This is a genomic window from Rhodococcus sp. USK13 (assembly GCF_018343855.1).
GTDB classification, from domain to species: domain Bacteria; phylum Actinomycetota; class Actinomycetes; order Mycobacteriales; family Mycobacteriaceae; genus Rhodococcus_F; species Rhodococcus_F oxybenzonivorans.
In genome coordinates this window covers 1,310,912-1,337,710 of the sequence record NZ_CP069242.1, presented here as the reverse complement: position 1 = coordinate 1,337,710, position 26,799 = coordinate 1,310,912, and the positions used below count along the sequence as shown (strand labels likewise).

Below are 26,799 nucleotides of genomic sequence, written 5' to 3'. Positions count from 1 at the left end.
ATGGCTGCAGGCAAGAGCCTTCGGCGGTTGCTGGTCTCGGCTCTGAGCGCCAGCACGCTCGAATGGTATGACTTCTTCATCTACGGGACCGCGGCGGCGCTGGTCTTCAACAAGGTGTTTTTCCCCGAGGTCAGCCCGATCGTCGGTACGATCGCGGCGTTTGCAACCTTTGGTGTCGGGTTCCTGTTCCGGCCCCTCGGTGGCATCATCTTCGGTCACTACGGCGACCGCCTCGGACGCAAGGCCATGCTGGTCGTCGCGATGCTGATGATGGGCGTGGCCACTTTCCTGATCGGACTGATTCCGAGCTACGCGCAGATCGGAATCGCTGCTCCGGTGATTCTGCTGATGCTGCGCGCAGTGCAAGGGATCGCAGTCGGCGGACAGTACGGCGGGGCCATGCTGATCGTGACCGAGAACGCCCCACCGCATAGGCGTGGTTTCTTCGGCAGCTTCGCGCAGGTGGGTCCGTCGCTCGCGGTGATCCTGTCCAATCTCGTGTTTCTGGTCGTTGTCGCATCGATGAGCACGGAGGCACTCCAATCCTGGGGCTGGCGCATCCCTTTCTTGCTCAGTGCGATTGTGGTTGCCCTTGGTCTCTACATCCAGATCACCATCGAGGACTCCGACGAGTTCAAGCAGTTGCAGGCGCGGGCGGCCGAGCAGAAGTCCGCCGATGTTCCGGTGCGGCCGCGGTCACCGATCGTCACGGCGCTGCGTCAGCACCCGCGCGAGGTCCTGCAGGCAGCGGGGATGATCCTGGTCGTTCAGGTGTACTACTACATCGTGACGGTGTTCCTCGTCTCGTTCGCCACCGCAGAGGGTGTGTCGAAGTCGACGGCACCGTGGGTGGTTCTCATCTCCAGCGCAGTCACCGTCGCCTCGATTCCGATGTTCGCCTTGGTGTCGGACAAGGTTGGGCGCAAACGAGTCCTGCTGATCGCGGCAGTCGCGACCACCGCGTCGGCGTTCCCGTTCGTGTTGCTCCTCGGCACCGGCAGCATTTTGTTGATGCTGTTCGCGGCACTGCTCCCTGGAATCACACTGGGCGCACTCTACGGCCCGATGGCCGCCTTCTACTATGAGATGTTCCCCGCCGAGGTGCGGTACTCGGGCGCGTCCCTCGGTTACCAACTCGGCGCAGTCCTGGGCGGGGGGTTCGCTCCACTGATTGCAACGAGCCTGTTCGCCTGGACCGGCACCGTGCTTTCGGTCGGCGCCTACGTGACCGTTGCGGGTGTCCTGAGTATCTGGGCGATCGCTTCCGCCCGCGAAACCTACCGGCCGGCAGCCACCAGCCGGACGGAGGAGACGGTGGACGTGTCGTCGATCTGATCGTGAATCGATCGCGGTCGATTCACGATTGCGAACGTCGCTGTCGGAGGGGAGCTTCGGGGTCACTGAGTGGTGTGGCCCCGAAGCTCCTCGTTCACCAGATCGAGCTGATGTCGGTCAGGACCACGGCGGCCTGGCCGGCTCTGTTGGGTGTTCGGGACAGGCGCGGTGCGGCACCGGGCTGCAGAACGCCGTCGCGAGGACCGATCGCCTGCCGGTGGGCCACCTGAGGCTGACCGGACACTTCGTCGAATGACAGCACCGGGGTCACGCAGGCGTCGATCGAGTCGAAGACTGTCTCCCACTCGGCGCGGCTCCGGGTCGCGAACGCTGTTGTGAACAGCTCACGGAGCTCCGGCCATCGGGACCGGTCGTCGCGATCGGGTGCTTCCTCGATGGCGAGACCGTCGAGGAGCGCCTGATAGAACTGCGGCTCGATCGCTCCCACAGCCATGTAGCCGCCGTCGGCTGTCCGGTAGCAGTCGTAATACGGTGCACCCCCGTCGAGCACGTTGGCACCTCGCTCATCGGTCCAGTCGCCGGCGGCTCGCATCGCCCAGACCGAGTGGGCCAGGGTCAGGGTTCCGTCGAGCATCGCCGCGTCGACCACCTGGCCTCGTCCGGACCGTGCCCGCTCGACGAGCGCGGCCAGTAGCCCCGCGATCAGGAACATCGAGCCGCCACCGAAATCGCCGATGAGATTCAGTGGCGGTAACGGAGGACCTTCAGCCGGTCCGATCGCGTTCAGTACGCCCGTGGCAGCGATGAAGTTGATGTCGTGGCCGGGTTTTGCGGCCCACGGGCCGTCCTGACCCCACCCGGTCATTCGCCCGTAGATCAAGCCGGGGTTGACGTTTGCGAAGGTGTCCGGGCCCAGGCCGAGCCGCTCGGCGACTCCCGGCCTGAATCCTTCGATCAGGATGTCGGCCTTCAGCGCGAGCGCCCGGACGTCGTCGAGGTCGTCCGGGTCTTTCAGGTTCGCGGTGACGATTCGGCGTCCGCGCAGCGTGGGGTCCGGGGCCGGGGTACTGGAGGGGTCGGGGCGTTGAACCCGGACGACGTCGGCGCCGAGGTCGGCGAGCATGAGTGCTGCATGTGGGGCGGGCCCCAGGCCGGCGAGTTCGAGGACTCGGATTCCGGCGAGGGGCCCATGGTGCGTGTCGGTCACTTGATCAGGCATCCCGCGTCGACGGGCAGGGTGGCGCCGGTGATGTACCGTGCCTCGTCCGAGACCAGGAACAGCAGTGCATTGCTGACATCCCGCGGCTCCACCCAGGGAATCGGCAGGGCGTTCGTCGACGCCGACGCGGGCTCGAAGTCCTCCCGGGTCGGAGCCTCGAGGTCTGGGCGGAAGATTCGGTACGTGCCCTCGTTCTGGATCATCGGGGTATCCACCTGAGTGGGGTGGATGGAGTTCACTCGGATGCCGTGCGGAGCGAGTTCGTTCGCGAGGCTGCGCATCAGCCCGACGACACCGTGCTTGGCGGAGACGTAGTGGGCAATGTGGGCGTAACCCTTCAGCCCCGCAGCCGAGCTGGTGAGGACGATCGCGCCGCCCTGGCCGCCTTCGATCAGGTGTGGGATGGCGGCCTTGGCCGTATGCCAGACACCGGTGAGGTTGATGTCGAGCATCTGCTGCCACGTCGTTTCGGGAATCTCGTGCGCCAGGTGTGGGTTGCTCGCGATGCCGGCGTTGGCGGAGACGATGTCGAGTCGACCGAGTTCGGCGACAGCCCCGTTCACCCCGTTCGTCAGGGCCTCGGCCTCGCGGACGTCGACCTCGAACGTGATGACGCGGCGACCGAGTTTTTCGACGAAACGGGCGGTCTCGGCGAGTTCGTCGGCCGTGCCGGCTTCGTACCCGATGTCGATGATCTCCCGCGGGACATCGACCGCGATGATGTCCGCTCCTTCTTCGGCGAGGCGAATCGCGTGCTCTCGCCCCTGGCCTCGTGCCGCTCCCGTGATCAGGGCGACCTTGCCTTCAATTCGACCCACCACTACTCCTCTACTTGTACAGATGTTGTGTCGTACGACACATTCTCTGTGCGGAGGTGGGGCCGGGGTTGTCGCGTTTTGCGACAGTGCCCGGCGGGTGTATTCGATTGCGACATCCTCGGGCCGCGAACGGGGGTGTACTTCTACACCACAGGCTGATTTCGGCGACTTTCGTGCCGGTCGGCTTCCGGACCTTTACTTCTGACGAAGGATGCACGTGAACCTTTCCAACGTCCTCGTCCGCGTCGCAGCGCGCCGACCCCCCGACGCGGTCGCAGTACGATTCGGTGGTGATGAGCTGACGTTCGAGCAGTTCGTCGCCGTCTCCCGGCAGTTCTCGGCGTTTCTCGACTCCGTCGGTGTGGTGCCTGGCGATCGTGTCGGGGTCTACGCCTCCAACCGGCTCGAGTCCTTCTGCTTTCTCCTCGGGATCTGGATGGCGGGCGCGATTGCGGTGCCGTACAACCTGTCCGTCCCGCGGGGACCCCTGCGGCACGCTGTCGAAGACTCCGATCCCACGCTGATCGTGGTTGCCGACAGCGAGGTCGAGCTGATCCAGGACGTGTGCGACGGGCTGGGCGGCGCGGAGCGGATCCTGGCGGTAGGGCCGGACGCCGCCACCGCCGGCGCGACCTGGACGTGGCACGACGTGACGACGCTGCCCGAGCGCGACGAGATTGTGCCTCGGCTCGACGGGGACGAGGCACTCCTGATGTACACCAGCGGTTCGACCGGAATCCCGAAGGGTGTTCGGCAAACTCATCGGACGACAGGGGCCGCTGTCGACGCCACGATTGACATCTTCGGCTTGAACGCCGATGACAGCGCACTCGTGTGCACTCCCCTGTTCCATGTCGGCGGTCTGCAGCTGATTTCCCTGCCGGTCCTCGTCGCCGGCGGGTCGGTCACGCTGATGTCGAAATGGGATCCGCTCGGGTGGGTCGATCTGGCGCGACGTTGGTCACCGAGTTATGTGGCGCTGGTCCCGACCATGGCAATCGATGTTGCCAACCGTATGAGTGGCGCGGAACCGGTGCAGCTACATAGTGTGCGGATCTGCGCGGTCGGTGGATCGGGGCTTCCGGAGGGCCCGCTGCGACGGTTCGGTGAGGCAACCGGGATCGGCTCGGTGATCAACATCTACGGCCAAACCGAGCAGAACGGGTTGGCGGCGTGCGAACGGATCGGGGAGAACCCGTTGCCGGTATGTTTGGGCCGGCCACTCGGGCAGGTGGTGCAGTGGCGGTTGGTCGACCCGACCACCCAGCAGCGCGTCGCCGAGGGCAGCGCCGAGATCGGGGAACTGCAGGTGCGTGGTGATGCGGTGACGCCGGGCTACTGGAAGCGGCCCGACGCCGATGCGGAGCGGTTCACCGATGGCTGGTTTCGAACGGGTGACCTGATGAGGGTTCGGCCCGACGGACAGCTCCAATACGTCGAGCGGATCGACGACATGATCATCAGCGGCGGCGAGAACGTTTATCCGCAGATGGTGGAGAACTACCTGGCCTCGTCCCCGGACGTCGCTGAAGTTGCCGTTATCGGAACGCCACACGAGCGGTGGGTCGAGCAGGTGACAGCGATCGTCGTCGCGTCCCGCGAGGGAGTGACGGTGGCCGATATCGCCGAGTTCTGTCAGCACCATCCCGACCTGAGGGGGCTCTCACGACCTCGACGGATCGAGATGGTCCCCGCGCTGCCGCGAACCGGGAACAACAAGATCAACAAGCCGGAGCTCAAGCGGATGTTCCGCTGAACCCAGACGTTTCACCTAGCCCTGAAGGAGGGTGGTGCACAATGTGCACCACCCTCCTTCAGTTTGCGAATGCCGTTGCGTCGAATCACTCTTCGGGAATGTCGACGACGACCGTTCCGTCGATGACGCGTGTGCCGTCGCCTCGGTCGACCCAGACCTCGCACAGCGCGCGGCGGTTGCCGCCGCCGGTCACCTCGAGCACCGTCCCGCCGGCGGTGACCGCATCGCCGGCGCGGACGTTGTCGCGGAATCGGCACTTGATCCGCCGGAGGGCGGACCGGGTGCCTGTCCATGAGGTGATCATGTCGATGATGTACGCCATCGTCGAGCCGCCCTGATTGATTTCCCGGTCGCCCATACCTGCGGCGGCGACCGCGTCCAGGTCGAAGTGGATGGGGTTGGGGTCGTCGAGGATCAGTGCGATCTGCCGGATGTGTTCACCGTCGACCGGGTCCACGACGAACGGCGGGATCGTGTAGCCGGGCGTGATCTCGTTGGTGGACATCAGTTCTGCCCTCTCTTGAACAGGTAGACGCTCGTCACCGCACCGACGGGGTCGGTCGGTGCGGTGGTGTCGAACAGGGTCACCGTCACGGTGAGGCTGTCGAGGATCGATCCGTCTCTGGTGGTGCGCCGATCGATATTGTCGATCGAGGCGGTCGTCCGGTAGGTGTGGCCCACCGCCAGCGGCTGGATCTGGTCGATACCGCAGGTCCCGAACAGCAGGGTGTCGGTGTCTCGCTTGTCTGCCAGTGCGCACAACTCGTCGACGCTGATGCCCATGCCACGCAACGCGATGATGAGGAACCAGATCGAGTGGGCGCTCTCGCCCGCGTCGCGGTCGGCGGCCGCGTGGAGCGCGTGATCGGTGATCGCGGACTGGTGCCGCGAGATGGTGGTGGTGTCTCCGGGCAGCTGCCGGCCGACCAGGCCGGGGTCCAGCTCCTTGACTGCAGCAGTCATCGGGGTGATGCCTTTCGTGAATCAGTAGGAGCGGGGCAAACCGAGGGTGTGCTGGGCGATGTGATTGAGCACCATCTCCGAGGACACCGGCGCGATCTGCTGCAGACGCACGATCGACCACAGGTCGGCGAGTCCGTACTCGAGCGCCAAACCGTTGCCACCGTGGACCTGGATGGCAGTGTCGAGGGCATGGTGCCCGGCCTTGGAGGCGAGGTACTTGGCCATGTTCGCCGCTTCCCCGGCGGGCAGGCCGGCGTCGTAGAGCGCGGCCGCCTTCCACGTCATGCCGCGGGCTGCCTCGAGCTCGATCTTGGCGGCCGCCAGGGGGTGCTGGACGGCCTGATAGCTGCCGATCGGGGTCGTGCCCCACACGGTCCGTTCCTTGACGTAGCGGCACGCCTTGTCGATGGCGTAGCGGGCGATACCGGTACAGATCACTGCACTCAGTACCCGCTCGGGGTTCAGACCGTCGAACAGCGGCACCAAGCCCTTGTCGACTTCGCCGACCACTCGTTCGGCGGGGATACGCACGTTGTCGAAGAAGAGGGTGAATTGGCGTTCGGGCGCGGACAGGGCCGTCGGAATAAGCTCGCGGGTCAGCCCGTCGACGTCCGGGTCGACGACGAACAACGTCAGCCGGCCGCGGCCGGTCTTCTCGTCGGTTCCGGTACGAGCGACGAGGAGGAAGTGATCACAGTGGTCGACACCCGAGATGTAGTACTTGGTGCCCTTGACGATGTAGTCGTCGCCGTCGCGGGTCGCGGTGGTCGAGACGTTGTGCGAGTTCGATCCGGCGTCCGGCTCGGTTAGCGCGAAGACGAATTTCTTCTCGCCACTCGCGATCCCGGGAAGATACTGCCGCTTCTGTTCCTCGGTTCCGTGCCGTCCGAACACGCTGCCCGCGATGCCTTGGGAGAGCACCATGGCCAGCTCCGGGCAGCCGCCCGCCGCCAGCTCTTCGCTGACGATCGCCTGCTGGGTCAGGCCGGCGCCGCTGCCGCCGTACTCCTCTGCGATATTGAGGCCGAGGTAGCCGTTGCGACCGAGTTCGTCCCAGAGGTCCTGCATCGGTTCTCCGGTGGCCGAACACTTCTGGTAATAGTCGTGCCCGTACTTGGCGACGATGCGGGCGACCGTCTCCCGTAGGAGGGTTTCCTCTTCATCGGCGATGAGCGGTAGCGACGCGTCGGGTTGAGTTTCTGTCGATTGAGACACCATGGGTCGATTGTGTGTCTCGAAGCCGGGTGGTGGATGTCGCAACCTGCGCCACCGCCAGGACCGTCCCGTCAGAAATTGGCGGAGTCGATGTCGATACCGAGTGATCGAACCTTCCGGTACAGCGTGGATCGCGCGATCCCGAGCCGATCCGAGGCGAGGCGCTTGTTCCCGCCGGCGTCGCGGAGCGCATTCATGATCGCCTTCGCCTCCATCTGTTCGAGGCCCTGTAACTGCCGGCGGGACGCCTGTACGCGGTGCTCGATCGGCAGGTCCTGCGCTCCGATGTACCGGCGGCTGCGGCCGGCGACGAGTTCACGTACGAGTGCGTCGAGTCCGGCGACATTGCGATCCCAGTCGATGCGGCCGAGGGCTTGGACCGCATCGGGCATCCAGTGGATCCTCTGGTTCGGCGGGCTGTAGCGCCTACTGACCGCCTCGAGCAGCAGCGGAAGATCGCCCGCACGGTCGGCGAGCGAGGGAACCTCGACGACTCGATCGAACCATTCCACCAGCTGCGGGAGCGCGGTGGTCGGGGCGCTCGTGGTTGCCACGACTCGGATCTGCCGGGCGCGGGCGCGGGCAACCGCGGTTGCGGTTTCGCGCAGGTCGTCGGGATCGAGGGCGTCGATGCGCCGGAGAATCAGCAGCGACGGAGTCCGAGCGATGGCATCGGCGATTCGGGTGCCCCAGTCCACGCTCGTGGGCGATTGCGTCAGTGCATCGACCACGGCGGTGTCGGGCTCGTCGACCAACGCACGCGCAACTGCAAACTTTCCGACGCCGGGCTGGCCGGTCAAGAGCAGTGCGCGGTTTCCGGCGTCGGTGACCGCGTGACACATGGCACGCCACGCAGGCGAGTTTCCGACGAGCTCACCGAGCACGGGCACGGGTTCGGGCGCACGACCGCTGCGTGACGGGTGACTGGCGACCTTGAGCCGAAGCAGCGCACCGACGGTGGCGGGGCCGTCGGTCACCGGCACCACGTCGACGCCTACCGCGGCGCCGTCTGCGAGCGACACCGTCTTCTCGAGGGCCGCGTCGGTATCGGTATCGGATCGCAGAGCCCGGGCAGCGTGTTCCCACAGGATCGCCTGATCGGATGGTCCGAGGATTCGGGCGGCCGCGGCGTTGCTGATGATGGTCTGCTCGTCGAGACAGATCACCGCGTGTCGACTGTCGCGGTTGTCAGCGAGGAAGGCCTCGAACAGAAGCTGTTCGCGGCGGGTGGCCGAGGTGGCGAGCGCCTGCGTGATCTGGGCGGCGACCTCACATACCCAGGACAACATGATCGGGTTGGTGTCGCTGTATCGGCAGGTCAGATTCAGCGTTCCGATCAGCCGCTTGGTGACCGGATGGAGGATCGGTGCGCCGGCGCAGGTGAGCTGCAGCGACTCCTCGAAGAAGTGTTCGGGACCGGCGACGAGCGCGGGGCGCCCGGTTTCGAGGACCATGCCGCCGCTGTTGGTACCGACCGTGGTCTCGGCGAAGGAGTACCCGGGAAGGACGTCGTGCCGGTCCAGGCGCCGCGAGAAGCGGCTGTCCTCGACCCACCGTGCGACAACCCAACCGCTCGCATCCGTCACCGTCAGGCTGCTCGACGAATCGACGAGGGCACCGCGCTTGGATTCGATCACCGGAACCGCCACGGACAGCAGTTGTTCCGAGGACTGCGACTCCGGACGGAAGGTGGGTCGCGAGTGCTCCGGTTCGAGACCGTACATCAGGGAACGTTTCCAGGACTGTGCGATCTCCTTGCGGACGATGCCCCGTTGGGTCGGGTCCGCGCCCTCGAGGAAGAGCTCACGCTCGTGCAGCAAGGTGCGGGTGCGGTCGTCGAGTGACAAGGCGGGTGTCCTTTCGTCATGGCCGGGGCCCGAGAGTCCGCGGCACACGCATTTCCGGCGTCGCCCACCACAGACCTGTCCAGGCTGTGAGGTGCAACACGTCCATGATGACAAGCTACTGACATAGCGTCAACAGTGCTGCGGCAGATCCGCGCGGGTTCGGATGTCGCGATGTGCACCGCCGCAGCCGGCATCGGTCGCCGCGCTGTCCCGATCTGCGACAACCCCGCCGTTCTGCGCTCCATACAGTGACCCCTGTCACCACCTGCACTACGAATCGAGGCCCACCATGACCGCCGACATCACGGCCGACGCCCCCAACTTCCGAGAGGCGATGGCGCGGTTTCCCAGCGGCGTCACCATCGTCACCACGGTCGACGAACAGGGTCACCAGCGGGGTTTCACCGCGAGCTCGTTCTGCTCGGTGTCGATGGATCCGCAGTTGGTCCTCGTTTGCCTGGCCACCGGCGCGGAGTGTCACGAGAGCTTCGAACGCGCGGACACCTGGCTGGTCCACATCGCGGGGATGGAGCACGAATCGATCGCCCGGCGGTTCGCGACCCGAGGCGCCGACAAATTCGCCGGAGACGACTTCACCCCGCACACCTCAGGGCTCCCGCACCTCGCCGATGCCCCGGTGGTACTCGAATGCCGGGCACACGCCCGCTACCCGGGAGGCGACCACACGATCCTCGTCGGCGAGGTGGTGTCGGTCGGACTCGGCGACCCGGCTCCGGTCGTCTACTTCGACCGCACCTTCACCCCCGCCCCACGCTCCGGCCGGAACTGACCCGAGACCCTGTAACCCCATGCCCGAGAAGGAGATCACCGTGACCACGTCGACGATCGAGACGGCACTGGCAGACCTTCGCGCCGGACGGCTGGTGGTCGTGGTCGACGACCCAGGCCGTGAGAACGAAGGTGATCTCATCGGCTGCGCGGCAACCATCACCGCAGACCAGGTCGCGTTCATGGTGCGCCACAGCACCGGCATCCTCTGCGCTCCGATGTCCGCGGCGCGCGCCGACAGACTGCACCTGCCCCAGATGGTCGGAAACAACACCGATTGCCACAGCACAGCGTTCACGATCACCGTCGACCACGTCGGTACCACGACGGGTGTGTCGGCAGTCGACCGCGCCCGAACCCTCCGCGCCCTCGCGGACCCCGATTGCCACACCGCGGACCTGCGCCGACCCGGTCACGTGTTCCCGCTCGTCGCCCGGGCCGGCGGCGTCCTCGAACGCGCCGGGCACACGGAAGCGGCTGTCGACCTGCTGACTCTGGCGGGACTTCCGACGGTCGGGGTGATCGGCGAGATCGTCGAGGACTCCGGCGCTATGCGCGCCGGCCGGTCGCTCGACGACTTCGTCGAGGAACACCAGCTCACCAAGATCACCATCACCGACCTGGTCCGGTACCGGCGTGAGCGGGAATCGTCCGTCATCGCGACCGGCAGTGCCGAGCTGCCCACCGAGTTCGGTCACTTTCGGGCCCACGCGTACCGGGCCACTGCCGACGGAACCGAGCATCTCGCGCTGACGGTCGGTGACCTGACCGCGTACACGGGCAACCCGGCCGGCGTACTCGTCCGGGTCCACAGCGAATGCCTCACCGGGGATCTCGCCGGATCGCTGCGCTGCGACTGCGGCGTCCAGTTCCGCGAGTCGCTGCGGCGCATCGCCGCGGAAGGAGTCGGCGTGCTGGTGTATCTCCGCGGGCACGAGGGCCGCGGGATCGGACTCGGTCACAAGCTCCGCGCCTACACCCTGCAGGAGAACGGCGCCGACACGGTCGAGGCCAACGAGGCTCTGGGTCTGCCCGTCGACAGCCGCGACTACCGCGTCGGCGCGGAGATTCTCGTCGATCTCGGTGTGCGCCGAATGCGTCTGATCACCAACAACCCCGAGAAGTACACCGGCCTCGATGGCTACGGCCTCGAGATCGCCGAACGGGTGCAACTGCCGGTGCACACGACCCCGGAGAACGTGGCCTACCTGCGCACCAAGCGGGACCGGATGGGGCACCTGCTCGAGATCCCCCCGGCGGTCGGCGACTGACGGCAACCTCTCGCGCACAGCACGAATCGGGGTGGCGGGTGAGCGTTGCTGCTCCCCGCCACCCCGATTCTGTTGTCGGCCGAGATGGGCTACATCGACACGCCACCGTCGACGGGCAGGACCACCCCGGTGATGTAGCTCGCTTCCTCCGATGCCAGGAATGCGACTGCGGCAGCCATTTCGGAGGGGTCTGCGAACCGCCCGAGCGGCACCGTCTCCGTCATCTCGGCGAGGCGCTCGGCCGGGATCGCTGCCACCATCGCTGTCGCGGCGTTCGGCGAGATTGCGTTTGCCGTGATGCCGAATCGTGCGGTTTCTTTGGCGACGGTCTTGGTGAAGGCGATGATGCCGCCCTTGGCGGCCGCGTAGTTCGCCTGCCCGACGTTGCCGTGCATGCCCGTGTAGGACGTGACGTTGACGATCCGGCCGAAGCCGGCCTTCCGCATGTGGGGCACCACCGCCCGGGTGACGTTGAAGGTTCCGCCGAGGTGGACGTCGAGTACGGCCTTCCACTGATCGTCGGTCAGCTTCCACACCACCGAGTCGCGGGCGATTCCGGCGTTGTTGACCGCCACGTCCACCGACCCCCAGGTGTCGACGATGATGCCGATGCCTGACGCTACCGATGTCGGATCGGCCACGTCCATGGCCACCGGGAGCACGGTCTGCGACGGCGAGCCCCACGTCTTCTCCAGTTCGGTGGCGTCGCGGTCGGCGACCGCGACGCGTGCCCCGGCAGTACGGAAGAACTCGGCAATCGCCTTGCCGATACCCTGGGCTGCTCCGGTGACGAGCACGGTCCTGGTTGAGAAGTCACAGGTGAGGTTCATTCGATGGGCTCCTTGCGCCGATGATCAGAAGATGGTGTAGCCGCCGTCGACGACGACGTCGTTTCCGGTGTGGAATGTCAGGTTGGGGTCAGCGAGAAATGCTGCTACGGAATGGAATTCATCGGGAGTGGCCCATCGCCGGACGGGTGTCCTCTTCGTGGTCGCGTCCATGAACCGCTCGTTCTCCTGCAGGTACTCGTTCATCGGGGTCGCCACCCAGCCGGGAATGAGGATGTTGCAGCGGATCCGGTGCCGGGCGAACTCCACGGCGAGGGTGCGGCCGATAGCGCTCGCCCCGGATTTGCTGGCCGCGTAGGCGGCTTGGCCCGCTCCGCCGTAGCGGGTGATCGTCGACGAAACGATGACCATTGCGCCGCCCTCGCCTCGATCGACGAGGTAGCGGCCCACTTCCCGGGTCGTGAGGAATGTGCCGTCGAGGTTGGTTCGGATGACCCGGTGCCAGTCGTCCAGCGAGGTCTCGAGGTACGGCTTGTCGTCGGCGATCCCCGCGTTGGCCATCAGGATGTCGATCCGGCCCATCGTCTCGACGGTGTCGGCGACGGCACGGCGCACGTCGTCTTCGCTGCCGATGTCACAGGCAATGGCGTGCGCGCGGACGCCGCGCCCGCGCAGGGCATCGACGGCGGCAGCGCTACGTTCGACGTTGCGCGCCCAGATCGCGACGTCGGCACCGGCGGCGGCGAGGCCTTCGGCCAAGCCCAGCCCGATGCCGCCGTTTCCGCCTGTCACCACCGCAACGCGCCCGGTCAGATCGGTCATCAGATGTTCTCCAGCGTCGGAAGCGGAAGGTTGACCAGACCCGCGAGGTGGGTGCGGTGGATGTCCGGACCGCCGAACATCAGGGTCGAACTCTTGGCGCGCTTGAGGTAGAGGTGGGCGGGGTGCTCCCAGGTGAATCCGATGCCGCCGTGGAGTTGCACGTACTCCTCCGCTGCGTGCACGGCGACCTCGGAGCACCACGAGTGGGCGACGGCGGCCGCGACGGCGAGATCGTCGCTGCCCGCGGCGAGGCAGTCCGCGGCGTACCGGGCGGCGGCCCGGGCCTGGTTGATCTGGACCCACAGGTCGGCCAGGCGGTGCTTGAGTGCCTGGTACGACCCGAGGGCCCGCCCGAACTGGCGTCGAACACCGAGGTATTCGACCGTGGCGGTGAGGCAGTGTTCGGCGAGACCGAGTTGTTCGGATGCGAGTAGCGCGGTGCCCGCGCGCAGGGCTGCTGCGGTCGCGGCACCGGCCGGCTGGGTGCCTTCGAGGCGCTGGGCTGGTGCCGCGCTGAACTCGATGTCGACCAGCGGTCTGGTCTCGTCGAGCGATACCACCTGGGTGCACCGGACACCGGCTGCGGCCGGGTCGATCAGGTACGTGTCCTCGCCGACGGGTACGAGCAGGGTGTCCGCTGCGGCGGCATCTGCCACTGTCGAGACGGTTCCGGTCAGGGTGGAATCGGAGGCCGTGACAACCGGTGGGAGGGGTCGGAACCATGGTGAGCCGGCAGAAACCGCGACAGCCGCGATCGTCTCACCGGCGGCCAGGCTCGCGAGGAGGTCGCCGGCCCCGATCTCTTGCGCGTAGACGGTGGCGATGACGGAACTACCCAGGTACGGCACCGGGGCGATCGAGCGGCCCAGTTCCTCGAGTACCACGGCGGTCTCACGCCAACTCGCGCCGGCGCCGCCGATGTCCTCGGGGAGGGCCAGCGCGGCGCCGCCGACCTCTGCGGCGAGCGTGCGCCACAGCGAGCGGTCGATCGCGCTCTCAGACTCGGTAAGGGCAAGAACTGAGGTCCAGTCACAGGCCTTGTTCAAGACGTCCCGGACGGTCTCGCGAAGGAACTCTTCCTGCTCGGAGTAGAGCAGGTCGGTAGAAGGACGTTCAATGCCGGTGGTCATCGGGGCAGCTCGTTCCAGGGGATGGTGGTGTCGGTGCGGCTTTCTGCAGGCAGGCCGAGGATTCGTTCGGAGATGATGTTGCGCATGATCTCCGAGGTGCCACCCTCGATCGAGTTGCCCTTGGTGCGCAGGAATCGGTATCCGGCGGGGCGGTTGCGTTCGTCGTCGAGGTTTGGGCGACGGAAGCTCCAGTCGTCGAACCGGAGTCCTCGGTCACCGAGAATGTCGAGTTCGAGGCTCGACACTCGTTGCGCGAGAAGCGAGTAGGCAAGCTTGGATCCGGACCCTTCGGGGCCCGGGGTTCCTGCCGCTGCCTGCTGACGAAGGCGTTCGGTGGTCAGGCGCATCGTCTCGGCTTCGACCCACAGCTGCACCAGCTTGTCGAAGGATCCGATGGTGCGATGGGTGTCCTCACGCCGCCACAGGTCGGCGAGGAAGCCGATCGGTCCACCTTCGCGTGGTGCGGCCCCGGCGCCGATGGCGACGCGCTCGTTCATCAGCGTCGATTGGGTGACCCTCCATCCGGCGCCGATCTCGCCGAGCCGGTTGTCATCCGGCACCCGGACGTTGTCGAGGAAGACCTCGTTGAACTCCGCTTCGCCTGTCAGCTGGCGCAGCGCACGGACATCGACACCAGGCGAGCGCATGTCGCAGACGAAGTACGTCAGGCCGCGGTGCTTGGGCACGGAGGGATCGGTGCGGGCGATCAGCAGAGCCCAGCTCGCCTCATGGGCCAGCGATGTCCAGACCTTCTGCCCGTTGACGACCCAATCCGTGCCGTCGGGTACCGCTTTGGTTCCCAGCGACGCCAGGTCCGAGCCCGCTGCGGGTTCACTGAACAGCTGGCACCAGATCTCTTCGCCCGTCCACAGCGGCCGCAGCCATTGGCGCTGCTGTTCCGGTGTGCCGTGAGCGAGAATCGTCGGCGCTGCCATGCCGAGGCCGATGACGTTACGGTGCGGCGCGTTGTCCGGAGCCGCGACGGCCTCCAGCGCTGCGTCGACGATCGACTGTGCGGCGGCGTCGAGGCCGAGGCCACCGCAGCCGATCGGGTACTGCACCCATGCCAGGCCTGCATCGAACCGGGCACGAAGGAAATCGATCCGGGGTGTGGCAGCCGGATCGTGCATGGACAGGAAGTCAGCCACGTAGGTGGGCAGCCCGTCCTCAGTGACGGGATCGCCGGCGGAGTCCGCGGCGGCGGTGGTCGTGTCAGTCATACGGCTCGAATCCTTCTGTCAACGATGTCTGCCCGACTCTCACACGGATCCGGAGCGGTCGGATGTCGCGCTCTGACACACCTCCATGTGGCGCAGACTGCGACACCCGTACCCGCTCGTTCTCATTACCGTCGTCGAACGAGACAACGGATCGGAGCGAACAATGACAACATCGCCGGCGGTCTTCGCCACCCCGGACGACCTGGTGAACGCGGTGGGAACCGCGTTGCCCACCACGGACTGGGTGGTCGTCGATCAGCAGAGCATCGACACCTTCGCCGACGCCACAGGTGATCACCAGTGGATCCACGTCGACGCCGAGCGGGCGAAGACCGGGCCATTCGGCGGCACCATCGCGCACGGCTACCTGACACTGTCGCTGATAGGCCCGTTGGTCGCCGACGCCCTGTCGGTTCCCGGGGCGACCTCGGTGGTCAACTACGGCCTCGAGAAGGTCCGCTTTCCCTCCCCCGTGCCCGCCGACTCGCGGATCAGGTTGTCCTCCACCATCACCGCAGTGGACAAGGTTCCCGCGGGGGTCCAGGTCGCCATCGCCGCGGCAGTCGAGTGCGAGGGCTCCGCGAAGCCGGCGTGCGTTGCCACCGTGGTCTATCGATTCCTCGACTGATCCGGTCCGGAACCTCCCCTCATTTCACTCTCGGAAGGATCGACTACATGACAGTGACCGGATCAGCGGGAGGCCGAGTGGCGCCAGTGGCCGTCGTCGGTCTCGCCTGCACGCCGTTCGTCCCCGAACACGACGCCGTCCTCGACGAACTTGTCTACGATGTCGTGTCCCGCGCCCTCGGCGAAGCGGCGCTGCGCAAGCAGGACATTGGGCTCACGGTGACCGCCTCAATGGACATCTACGACGGCCGCAGCATTTCCTCAGGTCTGACGAACTCGGCGTCCGGTGGTTACCTCCAAGACTCGTATCGGCTCGAGTCCGACTCCGGGACCGCGATTCTCGCGGCCGCAGAAGCGATCTCCTCGGGAGACGTCGAGGTCGCCGTCGCAGTCGGTGTCTACAATCCCGAGTCCACCAGCCGCGGTGCCCAGCGGCGCGCGTTCCTCGAGCAGATCTCGAATCTGGCCTTCGACCCGCACTTCGCGCGCCCCGTCGGCCTCACGGCCGAGGCGACGTACGCGCTGCACACGGCCTGGGCGCTCGAACACGACGTGGAAATCACTGAGTTGGCCGACATCGCGGCGGTGGAGATCAACAAGTCGGTGGGTCATTTCCGGTCGGTTCGTCGGGACCGTGTCACCGGCGCCGACGTGCTCTCCGCCGATCCCGCGAACGGTGCGCTGACCGAACTGATGCTGCCGGCACACGGCACCGGTGCCGTTGCGGTAGTGCTTGCCTCACCTGCCCGGGCGGCGCGCCTACAGGGGCGCAATGCCGTGATCACCGGTTTCGGCCGGGGTACCGGTGGATACGTCTACGACACGGAATGGCTGACCGACGTCGGTGCCTCGACGAGACACGCCGCGACCACCGCATACCGGAATGCAGGCATCACCACCCCGGCGGAAGAGATCGATCTGCTGGAGTTCACCGCACCGACGGCCAGCATGTACCGCCCGCTGTTGGACGCCCTCGGACTCGACGGGCTCGCAGCGGACCGCATCAATCGCTGGGGGTCGACAGCAGGCGTCTACCCCGGTGTGGCCAACGGCGCCGTGAGGCTGGCGGACGCGCTGGACCGGCTTGCCGAGGCGGAGGCCCAAACAACGGCGGTGGTGCATTCGGTCGACACTGTCACCGGTGCTGTCGCACTCGACAGCACCGTCCTCGTAGTACAGGGAGTGTGAAATGGCTCGACATGCAGTAGTTGCCGGTGTCGGCATTACCGAGGCCACTTCTCCACGCAAACAACAGTTCTCGTTCGTCGAACTGTGCCAGCAGGCCGCCTGGCGGACGCTCGAGCACTCCGGCGCGACCCCGGGCAGCATCGACGCCATCGTGGTCGGCAACATCGACGGGTTCGAGGGCACCGTGCTCGGCGGCAAGTACCGCTCACGGTTCCTCGGACTCGGCGCGAACATTCCGCTGACGGTGGTCAACACCGGTGGCACGACCGGCGGAAACCTGATGCAGGTCGCGGCGCGCATGGTCAGTGCCGGCACCCACGAGCGAGTGCTCGTTGTCGGCGGACCGACGTTCTACGGGGTCCATGATCTCCAGTCCGCGATCAACACCAACTCCCCGATGGTCGTCGAGCAGCCTCTCGGCATGGGTGGATTTCACATGGGTGCCTTCGCTGCGAGTGCCTATCAGGCGCGGCACGGTGTCAGCGTCTCCGATTTCGCTGCTGTCGCGGTCGCCGATCACGAGAAGGCCTCCCGCAACCCCTACGCCCACCTGCGGTACACCCTGACTGTCGACGAGGTCGTCGGCGGCACCCCTCTGTCGTCGCCGCTCACGCAGCCGATGGTGTGCCCGGTGTCGACCTCGGCGTGCGCCATGCTGGTGACCTCCGAGGATTCTGCGCGTTCGCTGAAGACGACACCCGCGGTGATCCGGGCGATGGGCACCTCCGGTGACCCGTACCTCGGCGGCGGCAAGGGAGACTTCGGCGCCATGGAGAACCTCGCCATGCTGGCTCGGCGGGTGTATGCGAAGGCCGGCATCCGCGATCCGTATCGCGAGTTCGATGTCGTGGAAGTCTTCGCCCCGTACGCCCACATGCAGCCGATGCAGCTCGAGGCGCTTCAGTTGTGCGCTGCCGGAAAAGGTATCGATCTCATCAAGTCGCCGGAGAGCCGACAGGGTGGCAGTCTGCCGATCAACCTGTCCGGCGGGCCGAAATGCACCAACGCCGGGGTCGCGGGCGAACTCGCTCCGTACGTCTACGTGGCGTGGCAAGTGATGGGCGATGCGCCGGAAGAAATCCGGGTCGACGGTGCCCGCACCGGGTTGGCGCACGGCACCGGAGGAACCTTCTTCCAATTCGAGAACTTGGCAGTATTCGAACGATCGACCGAGGAGCACGCATCATGAGCGAAACCACCAGCACCATCGACCAGGCCGTGACCACAACTCGCGTGCACTGGGATCTGGACTACGACATCCATCTCGGTGAGACCTGGGGCCGGTTCATGCAGGGTCTGCGGGAGAAGAAGATCCTCGCCAACACCGGAGCCAAGTCGACGAAGGTCTACGTCCCCCCGCAGGCATACTGCGAGGACTCGTTCGAGCGAAACGACGAATGGGTCGAGCTCAGCGGTGAAGGTGACCTCGTCGTGTTCACCGTGGTGTGGCAGGGATTCCGCGGTGGCCCGAAGGCTCCGTACGCCATCGGTGGTATTCGCCTGGACGGCGCCGACACCTTGCTGATGCACTACATCGTCGGGTTGGACTTCTCCGACCCGGCGGGGATCCGGGCACAGCTGCCGGCCGGGTCACGGGTGCGTGCGGTGTGGGCCGAGGAGCGCACCGGACAGATTCTCGACATCTCGCATTTCGAACCCGCCGTCTGACGAGCGGATACGACTGTGGCCTCCTCCCGATCGGGAGGAGGCCACAGTCGTATCCGCTTCTCGCCTCGGGTCAGAGACGCTCGATGACGGTGGCATTCGCCATGCCGCCGCCCTCGCACATCGTCTGCAACCCGTACCGTCCACCGGTGTGCTCGAGGTTACCGACCATCGTGGTCAGCAGGCGAGTCCCCGACGCCCCGAGCGCGTGGCCTAAGGAGATCGCACCGCCACTGGGGTTGAGCTTCTTGGGATCGGTGCCGAACTCCTTCTCCCAGCACAACGGTACCGGCGCGAAGGCTTCGTTGACCTCGTAGGTGTCGATCTCATCGATACGCAGACCGCTGCGCTCGAGCACCTTGCGAGTGGCCGGGATGACGCCGGTGAGCATGTAGAGCGGATCGCTGCCGGTCACCGCGAAGGAATGGAACCGGGCGCGCGGGGTCAGGCCCAGCTCGGCTGCCTTGGTCGCCGACATGATCAGAACAGCGGACGCGGCGTCGGTCAGCGGCGAGGAGTTTCCCGGGGTGATCGACCAGTTGATCTGCGGGAACCGCTCGTCGTGCTCCGGGCGCTCGAACGACGGCTTCAGACCGCCGAGGCCTTCTGCGGTGGTGCTGGACCGGAGTGTCTCGTCTACACGGTGGATCGAGCCGTCGGGGAGGGTGATCGGGATCAGTTCGCGCTCGAAACGGCCAGCGGTATGCGCCTCGTCGGCGAGCCGGTGCGAGCGGGCCGCGTACTCGTCGAGAGTCGCGCGGTCGAGACCCCACTTCGCGGCGATGAGTTCAGCAGACACGCCCTGGTTGACCAGTCCGTCCGGGTACCGGTCCGACAACGGTCCCACGGTGGGGTCCTGGCCCTGCGAGCTCGCTCCCATCGGGATCCGGCTCATCGACTCGACGCCGCAAGCCACGACGATGTCGTACGCCCCCGCGATGACACCCTGTGCGGCGAAGTGCGCGGCCTGCTGACTGCTGCCGCACTGACGGTCGACGGAGGTGCCCGGCACGGATTCGGGCAGCCCGGCTCGCAGCGCAGCGGTGCGGGCGATGTTGAGGGCTTGCTCACCGGTCTGCGACACGCAGCCCGCGATCACGTCATCGATCAACGCGGGGTCGAAATCGTTGCGAGCGAGAAGGGCGCTGAGGGTTTGGGAGAGAAGGTCTGCGGGGTGCACGCCGGAGAGTGCACCGCCCGGCTTGCCGCGTCCGGATCCGGTGCGGACGGCGTCCACGATCACTGCGTCGATGGTCACGAGAGAAACTCCTTGTTGCTGGGGCCGGTCTGATTGATCGGCAGGGGTGGTACCGCGTTGGGTGGGTCAGGCGTGCCAGAGGTTGGGCCCCGGGCGTGTCAATAGCAGCCGCGGAATGACGACTGTCCGGGACAGTTGGGTCACTGCGACTGTCTGGTCGGCGACGTCGTCGGCTGTGATCATCGTGTCGGCGTCGACATCGTCCCGGCTTGCCGTCATGTCGGTGGCGACGTAACCGGGGCACACGGCGACACCGGAGACACCGTGGGCGTGTTCCTCCACGGTGAGGGTTTCGCACAGGGAGATCAGCGCGGCTTTGGTGGCCCCGTAGGCAGAGTTCAGCGGTTCTGCGCTGACCCCGGCCATCGATGCCATCGCGATGACGCGGGCACCCGTCGTCGAACGGGTACCCGTCTCTCGAAGTGTCGGCAGGAGCTGCTGGACGAGTTGATACGCGGACCTGACGTTGACGGTGAACAACTTGTCCAGCTTGCGCAGCGGAAACTCGGCGAACGGTCCGATCGCACCCATTCCGGCGTTGAGGACGAGCGCGTCGAGCCGATCGAAAGATTCATCGTGACGTCCGGCGAGTTCGGAGACAGCATCTTCGTCAGACATGTCGGCAGGAACCGCGACGACCCGCCTACCGGTCTTCTCTGCGAGATTCCCAGCGAACTCCTGCAGCGACTCCGGACGGCGGGCGCTGAGGGTGAGGTCCCACCCGCGGTGAGCGAGGGCGGTGGCAATCCGGGCGCCGATTCCTCGGCTTGCACCGGTGACAAGGGCGACCCGGTTCTCGGCGGTGGTCATCGGGGCGCCATTCGGATCGCTCCGTCAAGTCTGATCGTTTCGCCGTTGAGCATGGGGTTCTCCACGATGTGCCGGATCAGCCCGGCGTACTCGCCGGGTCGCCCCAGCCTGGACGGGTGCGGGACCTGAGCTTCGAGCGATGCGCGTGCGTCGTCCGAAAGTCCTTTGAGAATAGGGGTTTCGAACATTCCGGGGGCGATTGTCATCACCCGCACGAGTCGGTCCGCGAGGTCCCGGGCGATCGGCAGTGTCATCCCGACGATGCCGCCCTTGGAGGCCGAGTAGGACGCCTGTCCGATCTGGCCGTCGTAGGCCGCGACCGACGCGGTGTTGACGATGACACCGCGTTCACCGTCGACTGGTGCGGTGGCCACGATAGCGGCGGCTGCGAGGCGGATGACGTTGAAGCTGCCGATCAGGTTGACCTCGATCACTCGGCGGAATCGGTCGAGATCGAGCGGCCCTTTCGAGCTCAGGGTGCGGGCGGGATCACCGATCCCCGCGCAGTTGACGACGATTCGCAGGTCACCCCATCCCGCGGCGATATCGACAGCGGGTCCGACCTGGTCACTTTCTCGTACATCGGCGCCCACGAATCTCACGGCGCCGTCGAACTCGTGCAGACCGCTCAGGTCCGCCGACGGAAGATCGAGCGCGACGACTCGTGCGCCTGCGCTGACGAGCTCCGCGGTGGTGGCCAGGCCCAGGCCGGATGCTCCTCCGGTGACCAGGGCAACGGTGTCGGGAGTGATGATCATCGGGTGGCTTCCATCCATTCGATATGTGCGGCAACAGTGCCGGCGTTCGGGTCGAACCAGCCCTTGTGCTGTGCGTAGTCGAGCATCGCGTCGAAACTGTGCTCCCACTGCGGGGTGGGGGTCGTGGGGTGAGCTGATCGCGCCGCCTCCCGAAGTGCTGCCACGTCGAGTCTGACGGCATCGAGGGTCGACCCGGCGACGGCTAGGTTCACGGACAGGAGCGCGTCGAGTACCGAACTCGGTGCCTGCCCGGAGTTGGTCACCACGATCGACAGGCGGTGAAAGTCATCGGGTTCCCGGACCGTGGGCGGTCCGGGCGGCGTCACCTCTACGTACATCTTGTCTCCCGGGTTGTGAGCTGGTGCTTCGAGCCTCACATCCGACACCGGGTTTCGGTCGTCGCATTTCGATACGCATGAGCATGCGAACTGTTTCGATATGCGACATCGCGTGTGATCGGCGCCATATACGTTGGCGATCACTCCGGCATACACCAATCAACAGGAGAGTGAAAGTGACACAGTCGATTCAACGACCCCAGTGGGCCGACCCGTCGTCGGGAGCAGCGAAACCTGTGGGCGCCGACGAGGCATTGGTGCTCGAGTTCATGGAGGCCCTCAGCAGCAATGACGCCGACCGTCTCATCGCCTACTTCGCGGACGACACGATGTACCAGAACATGCCCCTGCCCGCCGCGTATGGACGCGATGCCGTCCATACGACGCTCGTCGGGCTGTTCACCGTGTTGCGCATCGACAAGATCGACACCTTCTACATCGCGTCCCGGGACGGGATCGTGTTCACCGAGAGGGTCGATCTGCTGACGGCGCTTCCCACCGGGAAGTCGTTCGAGTTGCCCGTCAACGGCATCCTGCACATCCAAAACGGCAAGATCACCGAATGGCGTGACTACTTCGACCTGCGAAGTTTCGAGGAAGCCGTCGACTTCGCCCTGGGTGGATAGTCCAGGTGTCCGCGGCACCGATCCCGTAAGGGAACACAGGTGTGGGTCCACTCGACAGGACCCACACCTGTCTCGGCCGCCGACGCCCCAATCCGAGGAGCAGACGGCTACGGTATCCCTATGACGGTCAATCATGCTCCCGATCGACGGGTCCGGCTCGATGCCGACGATCGTCGAGAGCGGATGATCGAGGCTGCGCAGCGCATCTTCGCTGACCAGGCGTACGACTCCGTCTCGACCGAGGAGTTGGCGCGCGCGGCAGGCACCACCCGCACGAATCTCAACTACCACTTCGGCAACAAGCGCAACCTCTACCTCGAGGTCGTGCGCCGCTTCTCCACCCTGCCGTCGCACCTCCCCCGAGGGGTTGCACAGTATGACGTCCCTGTCGCCGAAGCCACCCGGGCGCTGTTCACACGGTGGCTGAACCTCGTCGAGGAGAACCGGGCGACTTTCACCGCACTAATGCGAGCGCAACGGACCGCCGATGAGGAGATCACAGCTCTCCTCAGAGGCAGCCTCGCCTCCTGGGAGGATCGCATCCTCACGGTAACGAAGATGCCCGATTCGGAAGCCTCCCGCGCCCGGGTGCGCGCTTTCCAAGGAATGATCAGCGGTGCCACAACCGAATGGCTCGAGCACGGCACGTTGTCGAAGGACGAAGTCCTCGACCTTCTCGTCCGTGGTGCCGTCGCCCTCGCCGACTGATTCGCGATGTGGTGTCGCCGACCGCTCAGCGACACCGGATTCCGTGCTTGCTCGTGTCAGCCGACGAAGCCGAGGGCCCCGCGATTGATCATGCCGTAGGCCTGGCCGGAGCTGCCCTGGCGGTGGAACCGGGGTGGCGTTTCTGAACGCCCGCTCGAGTGGCATGCCTCGGCGGATCGCCCTTGCACCGGCAAGTCTCGGCGCTCTCTCGGTCGCTGGGGTCGCGTCCGTGGCTGCAACTTAGGGTTCGATACAATTTCTTGCCCCCGCCTCCCGAATGATCCGGGAGGTAGTGTCGCCGAACCGAGTGGCGTCGATGGATCGCCTCTCGTCTCAAGTCGACGAGGTCGCCGCAACACCATTTGTTGGATCGAGCGTCGATGGTGGTTAAGGACCTTGGCGGGGATCCTCCAGTCGAAGGCCTGGCAGGGCGGACTTTCGAGCGTCGCAGCGACCGCCTTGTGATGGCGTGTGTGGCATGCCGGGGGAGGTCGACCCCAACCACTTCGGCGCAGGGTGCGTTCAAGTGTTCGGCGGTGGCGGCCAGGCGCAAGCCGGAAGCTGCGCCTATCCTCACTGCGACGTCCACGAGGAGTCCCGAGCTTGTTGTTTCGAGTGGAAAATCAGGTCCGGTTTGCTGTATCACCAGGTCGACGTGCCTGGCAGTGGACTCGGATCGTTCCGCACGTCTCGTCATATCAGCCCTTGGTCGCCGCGTACCGGGGCATCGCGTCGAAACTTGAGTGCCAATCGCTTCCGTGTACAGATCCTGCCGCCTGACGGAGCACATGGGCGTGGAGGAGTACTTCGGTGTCGTGCGCAGTCCGCGTTGGCCCGCGACCGCCCTGCGGCGCTGACAAGGTGCACGACCGGCTGCCGCTGACCGGGAACACCGACCTGAACCTGGAACTGGTGCGGATCACCTCCTACCCGTCCGGGCTCGCCGTGCAGCTCGCCTTGACCGCGACCGGACGGCCAGCCCGGCGGGCCTGGCACGAGACCGGCCGCTGACCAACCCCACCGACATGTCGGTGGGGTTGGTCCTGGACGTGCGGGCCGGCACCGACGACCTCGCGGCCGCGGACCCCTACTTCCCCCGCCCGGACCTGCAGGCCGCTGCGTCCGGGATCTGTCCCACCCCAGCGAACCGCTGTACTGGCTGCCCGCCTTCCCCGCGCAGGCTCTCACCCTGACCACCGGGTGGCCGCAGATCGAGTTACCCACGGCCGTGACCACCATGCACCTGGCCCCGATCACACCGCGCCGACATCCCGCCGTGCCTGATCCGCGCTGTTACCGCGGGCCTGTCGGACGTCGCCCAGTGCAACCCTGGGACGGCCCGTTTCGCCCTCCACCTGCGAAACCGCTGACCGGGACACTTCGATAGCGCTCCGCTCTGCAGAGCGAAAAGTGCGCTGAGCAGGTGGTTTTCCAAAGATGCTGCGGAAATGTTTTTGCGCAGCGTCGATACCCGGACGCTCGTGCGCCTTATACCTGTCCCGGCTCAGTGCATCCAATGCCGACATGCCTGGATCTCCGGCGCCTACCTCGGCAACGCACCGGGCGACCTCCTTGCCGAGCGGGCCAACAACACGACAGCGGTTCCACGCGCATCAAATCGATTGAGCCGGAGACGGACGCGGCGACTCGATGAATACGATGCACAGCCGGGTGAACGCTTCGTTGTAACATCAGTGTTACTGAGCGAGAACAATATCCGTTTCGATCCGTTCGCGGACATACCGATACGACGCGTCCTTCTCGGAATCAGATCCAGTCGATGTGGACCGAGTCGATGTGGTCGAAGTGGAACCCGAACTAGTCGCTGTACCTGTCGAACCCCTTGTTCTCGGGGTAGTTAGATATCCGGGTGCGGGATGCGGCCCTGTTGCGCCCACCGGCGCAGCGTGCGATCCGATGGTGGGGTGCGGCCGGCATCGATCGCCGCGCAGCTGTCTGACGGAGACCTAGTTGGTCAGCCCGCCCAGTCCCCCGCTCTTGACCCTGCTTCAACTTCTCGACACCGCTGGTCGCGCCGTGGGCGACCGAGACTTTGAGGCCGTCGAGGCCGGCCGCCTGCTGCGCCGGTTTCTTCGTGCGCGGCCTCGGCCGATGCAGAGCCATCAGAAAACCCCCCGCCCCTACGTGGTCGGCTTCGTGGTCGGCGTCGTGTTCGTGGTCGTTGTCGGTGAAGGCGGCCTTGATCGCGAGGTTCACGTGCACGTCCTCCGCCGACGTGAAGTCGGACAGGAGCGTGTCGGTGGTTATCCGATCGTGGACCTTCTCGACATGACGCGTTACCTGGTACCGACTCCGCCGCCGGCACCACCGGTTCCGTCACCTTGGTCTCCGGGTCCGCCGGCACACAGGTGCGGATGGTGACCCCGTAGTGGCGGCCGACCTCGACGATCTCGGTGTTGCGGAACGTGATTCGGGCGATGTGGAAGGTGGTGACGGTCTTCTCGTTGTCGGTCAGCGCAGATGCCGGGACCCCGCCGATCCGGCGCAAGGTGGTGTCCAGGCACGCGACGATCGTTGGTAACGTCTTGTCCCAGAACGGGATCACCACCCGATACCGCGACCACGCCAGCCAGGCGCGCCAGAGCGAGGTGCGCCGGCCCCGGATCGTCGGGCCCTCGACCCAGTCCCATTGCAACCACAGCCCGGGCTCGGTACTGCGCCTTGGCCTATTTGTCGGTCCGCACCTCCCCTACGATTGTCGATGATCAGCATGCCTTCGCCCTGTGGAACATCGCGGGCCTTGATCACGGTGGGGTCGAGGCGCAGCTGCACCGCGGAGGTTCCCTGCTCGACGGTCACCTGGGTTTCGATGGTGGCTTGGTCGTTGGCTCCGGGGATGGTGAGCCGACGGGTCTGCGGCTTGCCGGCCTCCGACGATGGAACGGTGGGTGTGACGGCCGCGCTGACGGTTTCGCCGGGCGGAACCTCGATGATCGCGGCGGAGGATTCGAATCCGACCGCTTCGATCAGTCGGTCAGGCGGCCCAGCACGGACGAGAGGATCGTGTGCGCGTCGGCGATGACCGCCTCGATGGGCTGAGGTTTCTCCGACAACACCCACTGCTGCGCGATCATCAGCACGGCACCGACGAGCCCGGTGGCGAGGGTGTGCAGATGCGGATCCGGCGCCCGATCGATCGCCGGATTGATGACGAAGAGAACGGCGTCGACGAACTCGAGGGTGACCCGGCGATAGGCGCGGTCCACTTCCGGCCCGACACCCAGAACCTCCTGGAACGCGATCCGCGAAATTCGGGGATCCTCGGCGACGGACTCGAAGAATGCGGTGAGGGCGCCTCGCACTCGGGTGTCGAGGTCGGCGGCGTCACGGCCGGCGCCGGCGAGCACATCCTCCCGCAACCGATCCGTCACCGTGCCATACGCCGCGAGCAACAGCGCCTCGCTGTCGGTGAAGGATTCATAGAAGTAGCGCTTGGTGAGCCCGGCGACCGCACAGATCTTCCCGACCGTCGCCGAGCGGTATCCGGTAGTGCCGAACACCTCGACCGCAGCGTCGATCAAGCGCAGGCGGCGCTCTTCCTGACGTTGCTGGGGTCCCGCACCGCGGTAGGTGCGACCCGGTTCCTCGAGCCTGGGCGAACTCACGACCCAATATTGACACTGACCGGTTCCAGATACAAACTGACACCGGACGGTGCCAGATAAC

General features: G+C 66.0%; 26 protein-coding genes and 2 pseudogenes. 11 read left to right on the top strand and 17 right to left on the bottom strand.

Annotation, left to right across the window (positions count from 1 at the left end; translation table 11 throughout):
- Positions 1 to 1,335, top strand: coding sequence for an MFS transporter (locus JQT59_RS09015; protein WP_213575834.1), 1,335 nt, complete (start codon positions 1 to 3; stop codon positions 1,333 to 1,335).
- 94 nt (positions 1,336 to 1,429) lie between these two features.
- Here the strand turns inward: JQT59_RS09015 and JQT59_RS09010 are convergent, their stop codons facing one another.
- Together JQT59_RS09010 and JQT59_RS09005 are read right to left on the bottom strand one after the other, a co-directional pair.
- Entirely contained in the window at positions 1,430 to 2,515 is a 1,086-nt protein-coding gene (locus JQT59_RS09010; protein ID WP_249354286.1) for a CaiB/BaiF CoA transferase family protein, read from the bottom strand.
- Positions 2,500 to 3,336, bottom strand: a complete 837-nt coding sequence (locus JQT59_RS09005) for a mycofactocin-coupled SDR family oxidoreductase (RefSeq protein ID WP_283254055.1) — start codon at positions 3,334 to 3,336, stop codon at positions 2,500 to 2,502. Before JQT59_RS09005 ends, JQT59_RS09010 begins: the two co-directional genes overlap by 16 nt.
- A 208-nt stretch (positions 3,337 to 3,544) precedes the next feature.
- Here JQT59_RS09005 and JQT59_RS09000 point away from each other — a divergent pair, with 208 nt between their 5' ends.
- A complete protein-coding gene (locus tag JQT59_RS09000; protein WP_502939806.1) occupies positions 3,545 to 5,089 on the top strand; it encodes a class I adenylate-forming enzyme family protein in 1,545 nt (514 codons plus the stop codon).
- 85 nt (positions 5,090 to 5,174) lie between these two features.
- On the opposite strand, the gene JQT59_RS08995 is transcribed toward JQT59_RS09000, so the two are convergent.
- The 4 genes from JQT59_RS08995 to JQT59_RS08980 form a co-directional block, all read right to left on the bottom strand.
- A complete protein-coding gene (locus JQT59_RS08995; protein ID WP_213575830.1) occupies positions 5,175 to 5,594 on the bottom strand; it encodes a MaoC family dehydratase in 420 nt (139 codons plus the stop codon).
- Positions 5,594 to 6,052: a hypothetical protein gene (locus tag JQT59_RS08990; protein ID WP_213575829.1), complete on the bottom strand. Its 459-nt coding sequence runs from the start codon at positions 6,050 to 6,052 to the stop codon at positions 5,594 to 5,596. The genes JQT59_RS08995 and JQT59_RS08990 overlap by 1 nt, the downstream gene beginning before the upstream one ends.
- Before the next feature lie 21 nt (positions 6,053 to 6,073).
- On the bottom strand, positions 6,074 to 7,270 hold the full coding sequence (locus JQT59_RS08985) for an acyl-CoA dehydrogenase family protein (RefSeq protein WP_249354284.1): 1,197 nt from the start codon (positions 7,268 to 7,270) through the stop codon (positions 6,074 to 6,076).
- Positions 7,271 to 7,338: 68 nt separating this feature from the next.
- On the bottom strand, positions 7,339 to 9,114 hold the full coding sequence (locus JQT59_RS08980) for a sigma-54-dependent Fis family transcriptional regulator (RefSeq protein ID WP_213575828.1): 1,776 nt from the start codon (positions 9,112 to 9,114) through the stop codon (positions 7,339 to 7,341).
- A gap of 289 nt (positions 9,115 to 9,403) precedes the next feature.
- Here JQT59_RS08980 and JQT59_RS08975 point away from each other — a divergent pair, with 289 nt between their 5' ends.
- Positions 9,404 to 9,904, top strand: coding sequence for a flavin reductase family protein (locus JQT59_RS08975; RefSeq protein WP_007299606.1), 501 nt, complete (start codon positions 9,404 to 9,406; stop codon positions 9,902 to 9,904).
- Positions 9,905 to 9,923: 19 nt separating this feature from the next.
- Positions 9,924 to 11,174: a bifunctional 3,4-dihydroxy-2-butanone-4-phosphate synthase/GTP cyclohydrolase II gene (locus JQT59_RS08970; protein ID WP_213575827.1), complete on the top strand. Its 1,251-nt coding sequence runs from the start codon at positions 9,924 to 9,926 to the stop codon at positions 11,172 to 11,174.
- Positions 11,175 to 11,263: 89 nt separating this feature from the next.
- On the opposite strand, the gene fabG is transcribed toward JQT59_RS08970, so the two are convergent.
- Genes fabG through JQT59_RS08950 form a run of 4 tightly spaced genes read right to left on the bottom strand, consistent with a single transcriptional unit; the run spans position 11,264 to position 15,134 of the window.
- Positions 11,264 to 12,004 (bottom strand): 3-oxoacyl-ACP reductase FabG, encoded by a 741-nt coding sequence (fabG, locus tag JQT59_RS08965; protein WP_213575826.1) that lies wholly within the window; start codon positions 12,002 to 12,004, stop codon positions 11,264 to 11,266.
- 24 nt (positions 12,005 to 12,028) lie between these two features.
- Positions 12,029 to 12,784, bottom strand: a complete 756-nt coding sequence (locus JQT59_RS08960; protein WP_213575825.1) for an SDR family NAD(P)-dependent oxidoreductase — start codon at positions 12,782 to 12,784, stop codon at positions 12,029 to 12,031.
- Positions 12,784 to 13,914, bottom strand: a complete 1,131-nt coding sequence (locus JQT59_RS08955) for an acyl-CoA dehydrogenase family protein (protein WP_213575824.1) — start codon at positions 13,912 to 13,914, stop codon at positions 12,784 to 12,786. Before JQT59_RS08955 ends, JQT59_RS08960 begins: the two co-directional genes overlap by 1 nt.
- Positions 13,911 to 15,134, bottom strand: coding sequence for an acyl-CoA dehydrogenase family protein (locus tag JQT59_RS08950; RefSeq protein WP_213575823.1), 1,224 nt, complete (start codon positions 15,132 to 15,134; stop codon positions 13,911 to 13,913). The genes JQT59_RS08955 and JQT59_RS08950 overlap by 4 nt, the downstream gene beginning before the upstream one ends.
- Positions 15,135 to 15,297: 163 nt before the next feature.
- Between JQT59_RS08950 and JQT59_RS08945 the strand changes: the two genes are divergently transcribed.
- From JQT59_RS08945 to JQT59_RS08930, 4 genes are read left to right on the top strand one after another with little or no spacing between them, the layout of a single operon-like run.
- Positions 15,298 to 15,762, top strand: coding sequence for a MaoC family dehydratase (locus JQT59_RS08945; RefSeq protein ID WP_249354280.1), 465 nt, complete (start codon positions 15,298 to 15,300; stop codon positions 15,760 to 15,762).
- Positions 15,763 to 15,809: 47 nt separating this feature from the next.
- Positions 15,810 to 16,949 carry a beta-ketoacyl-[acyl-carrier-protein] synthase family protein gene (locus JQT59_RS08940; RefSeq protein WP_213575822.1) on the top strand — a complete coding sequence of 380 codons (1,140 nt, stop codon included), beginning with the start codon at positions 15,810 to 15,812 and terminating at the stop codon, positions 16,947 to 16,949.
- Between the two features lies 1 nt (position 16,950).
- Complete coding sequence (locus JQT59_RS08935) at positions 16,951 to 18,138, top strand: thiolase family protein (protein WP_213575821.1); 1,188 nt, start codon at positions 16,951 to 16,953, stop codon at positions 18,136 to 18,138.
- On the top strand, positions 18,135 to 18,617 hold the full coding sequence (locus JQT59_RS08930) for a Zn-ribbon domain-containing OB-fold protein (RefSeq protein ID WP_213575820.1): 483 nt from the start codon (positions 18,135 to 18,137) through the stop codon (positions 18,615 to 18,617). Before JQT59_RS08935 ends, JQT59_RS08930 begins: the two co-directional genes overlap by 4 nt.
- 70 nt (positions 18,618 to 18,687) lie before the next feature.
- Here JQT59_RS08930 and JQT59_RS08925 read toward each other — a convergent pair whose 3' ends face one another.
- From JQT59_RS08925 to JQT59_RS08910, 4 genes are all read right to left on the bottom strand, one after another.
- Entirely contained in the window at positions 18,688 to 19,872 is a 1,185-nt protein-coding gene (locus JQT59_RS08925; protein WP_213575819.1) for a thiolase family protein, read from the bottom strand.
- Between the two features lie 66 nt (positions 19,873 to 19,938).
- Complete coding sequence (locus JQT59_RS08920) at positions 19,939 to 20,682, bottom strand: SDR family NAD(P)-dependent oxidoreductase (protein WP_213575818.1); 744 nt, start codon at positions 20,680 to 20,682, stop codon at positions 19,939 to 19,941.
- Positions 20,679 to 21,440 carry an SDR family NAD(P)-dependent oxidoreductase gene (locus tag JQT59_RS08915; protein ID WP_213575817.1) on the bottom strand — a complete coding sequence of 254 codons (762 nt, stop codon included), beginning with the start codon at positions 21,438 to 21,440 and terminating at the stop codon, positions 20,679 to 20,681. The genes JQT59_RS08920 and JQT59_RS08915 overlap by 4 nt, the downstream gene beginning before the upstream one ends.
- A complete protein-coding gene (locus JQT59_RS08910; RefSeq protein WP_213575816.1) occupies positions 21,437 to 21,778 on the bottom strand; it encodes a hypothetical protein in 342 nt (113 codons plus the stop codon). Before JQT59_RS08910 ends, JQT59_RS08915 begins: the two co-directional genes overlap by 4 nt.
- Before the next feature lie 176 nt (positions 21,779 to 21,954).
- On the opposite strand from JQT59_RS08910, the gene JQT59_RS08905 reads away from it, so the two are divergent.
- The 3 genes from JQT59_RS08905 (at position 21,955) to JQT59_RS36795 (ending at position 24,123) form a co-directional block, all read left to right on the top strand.
- A complete protein-coding gene (locus JQT59_RS08905; protein ID WP_213575815.1) occupies positions 21,955 to 22,404 on the top strand; it encodes a limonene-1,2-epoxide hydrolase family protein in 450 nt (149 codons plus the stop codon).
- A 120-nt stretch (positions 22,405 to 22,524) separates the two neighbouring features.
- Positions 22,525 to 23,112 (top strand): TetR/AcrR family transcriptional regulator, encoded by a 588-nt coding sequence (locus JQT59_RS08900; protein WP_213575814.1) that lies wholly within the window; start codon positions 22,525 to 22,527, stop codon positions 23,110 to 23,112.
- An 810-nt stretch (positions 23,113 to 23,922) separates the two neighbouring features.
- Positions 23,923 to 24,123, top strand: coding sequence for a hypothetical protein (locus JQT59_RS36795; RefSeq protein ID WP_249354278.1), 201 nt, complete (start codon positions 23,923 to 23,925; stop codon positions 24,121 to 24,123).
- An 850-nt stretch (positions 24,124 to 24,973) separates the two neighbouring features.
- Here JQT59_RS36795 and JQT59_RS38335 read toward each other — a convergent pair.
- From JQT59_RS38335 to JQT59_RS08880, 3 genes and pseudogenes are all read right to left on the bottom strand, one after another.
- Positions 24,974 to 25,236: pseudogene (locus JQT59_RS38335) on the bottom strand (hypothetical protein); the annotation flags it as partial.
- Between the two features lie 216 nt (positions 25,237 to 25,452).
- Positions 25,453 to 25,786, bottom strand: a pseudogene (locus JQT59_RS08885) (DDE-type integrase/transposase/recombinase); the annotation flags it as partial.
- 313 nt (positions 25,787 to 26,099) lie between these two features.
- Entirely contained in the window at positions 26,100 to 26,738 is a 639-nt protein-coding gene (locus tag JQT59_RS08880) for a TetR/AcrR family transcriptional regulator (protein WP_213575813.1), read from the bottom strand.
- Between the last annotated feature and the right edge of the window lie 61 nt (positions 26,739 to 26,799).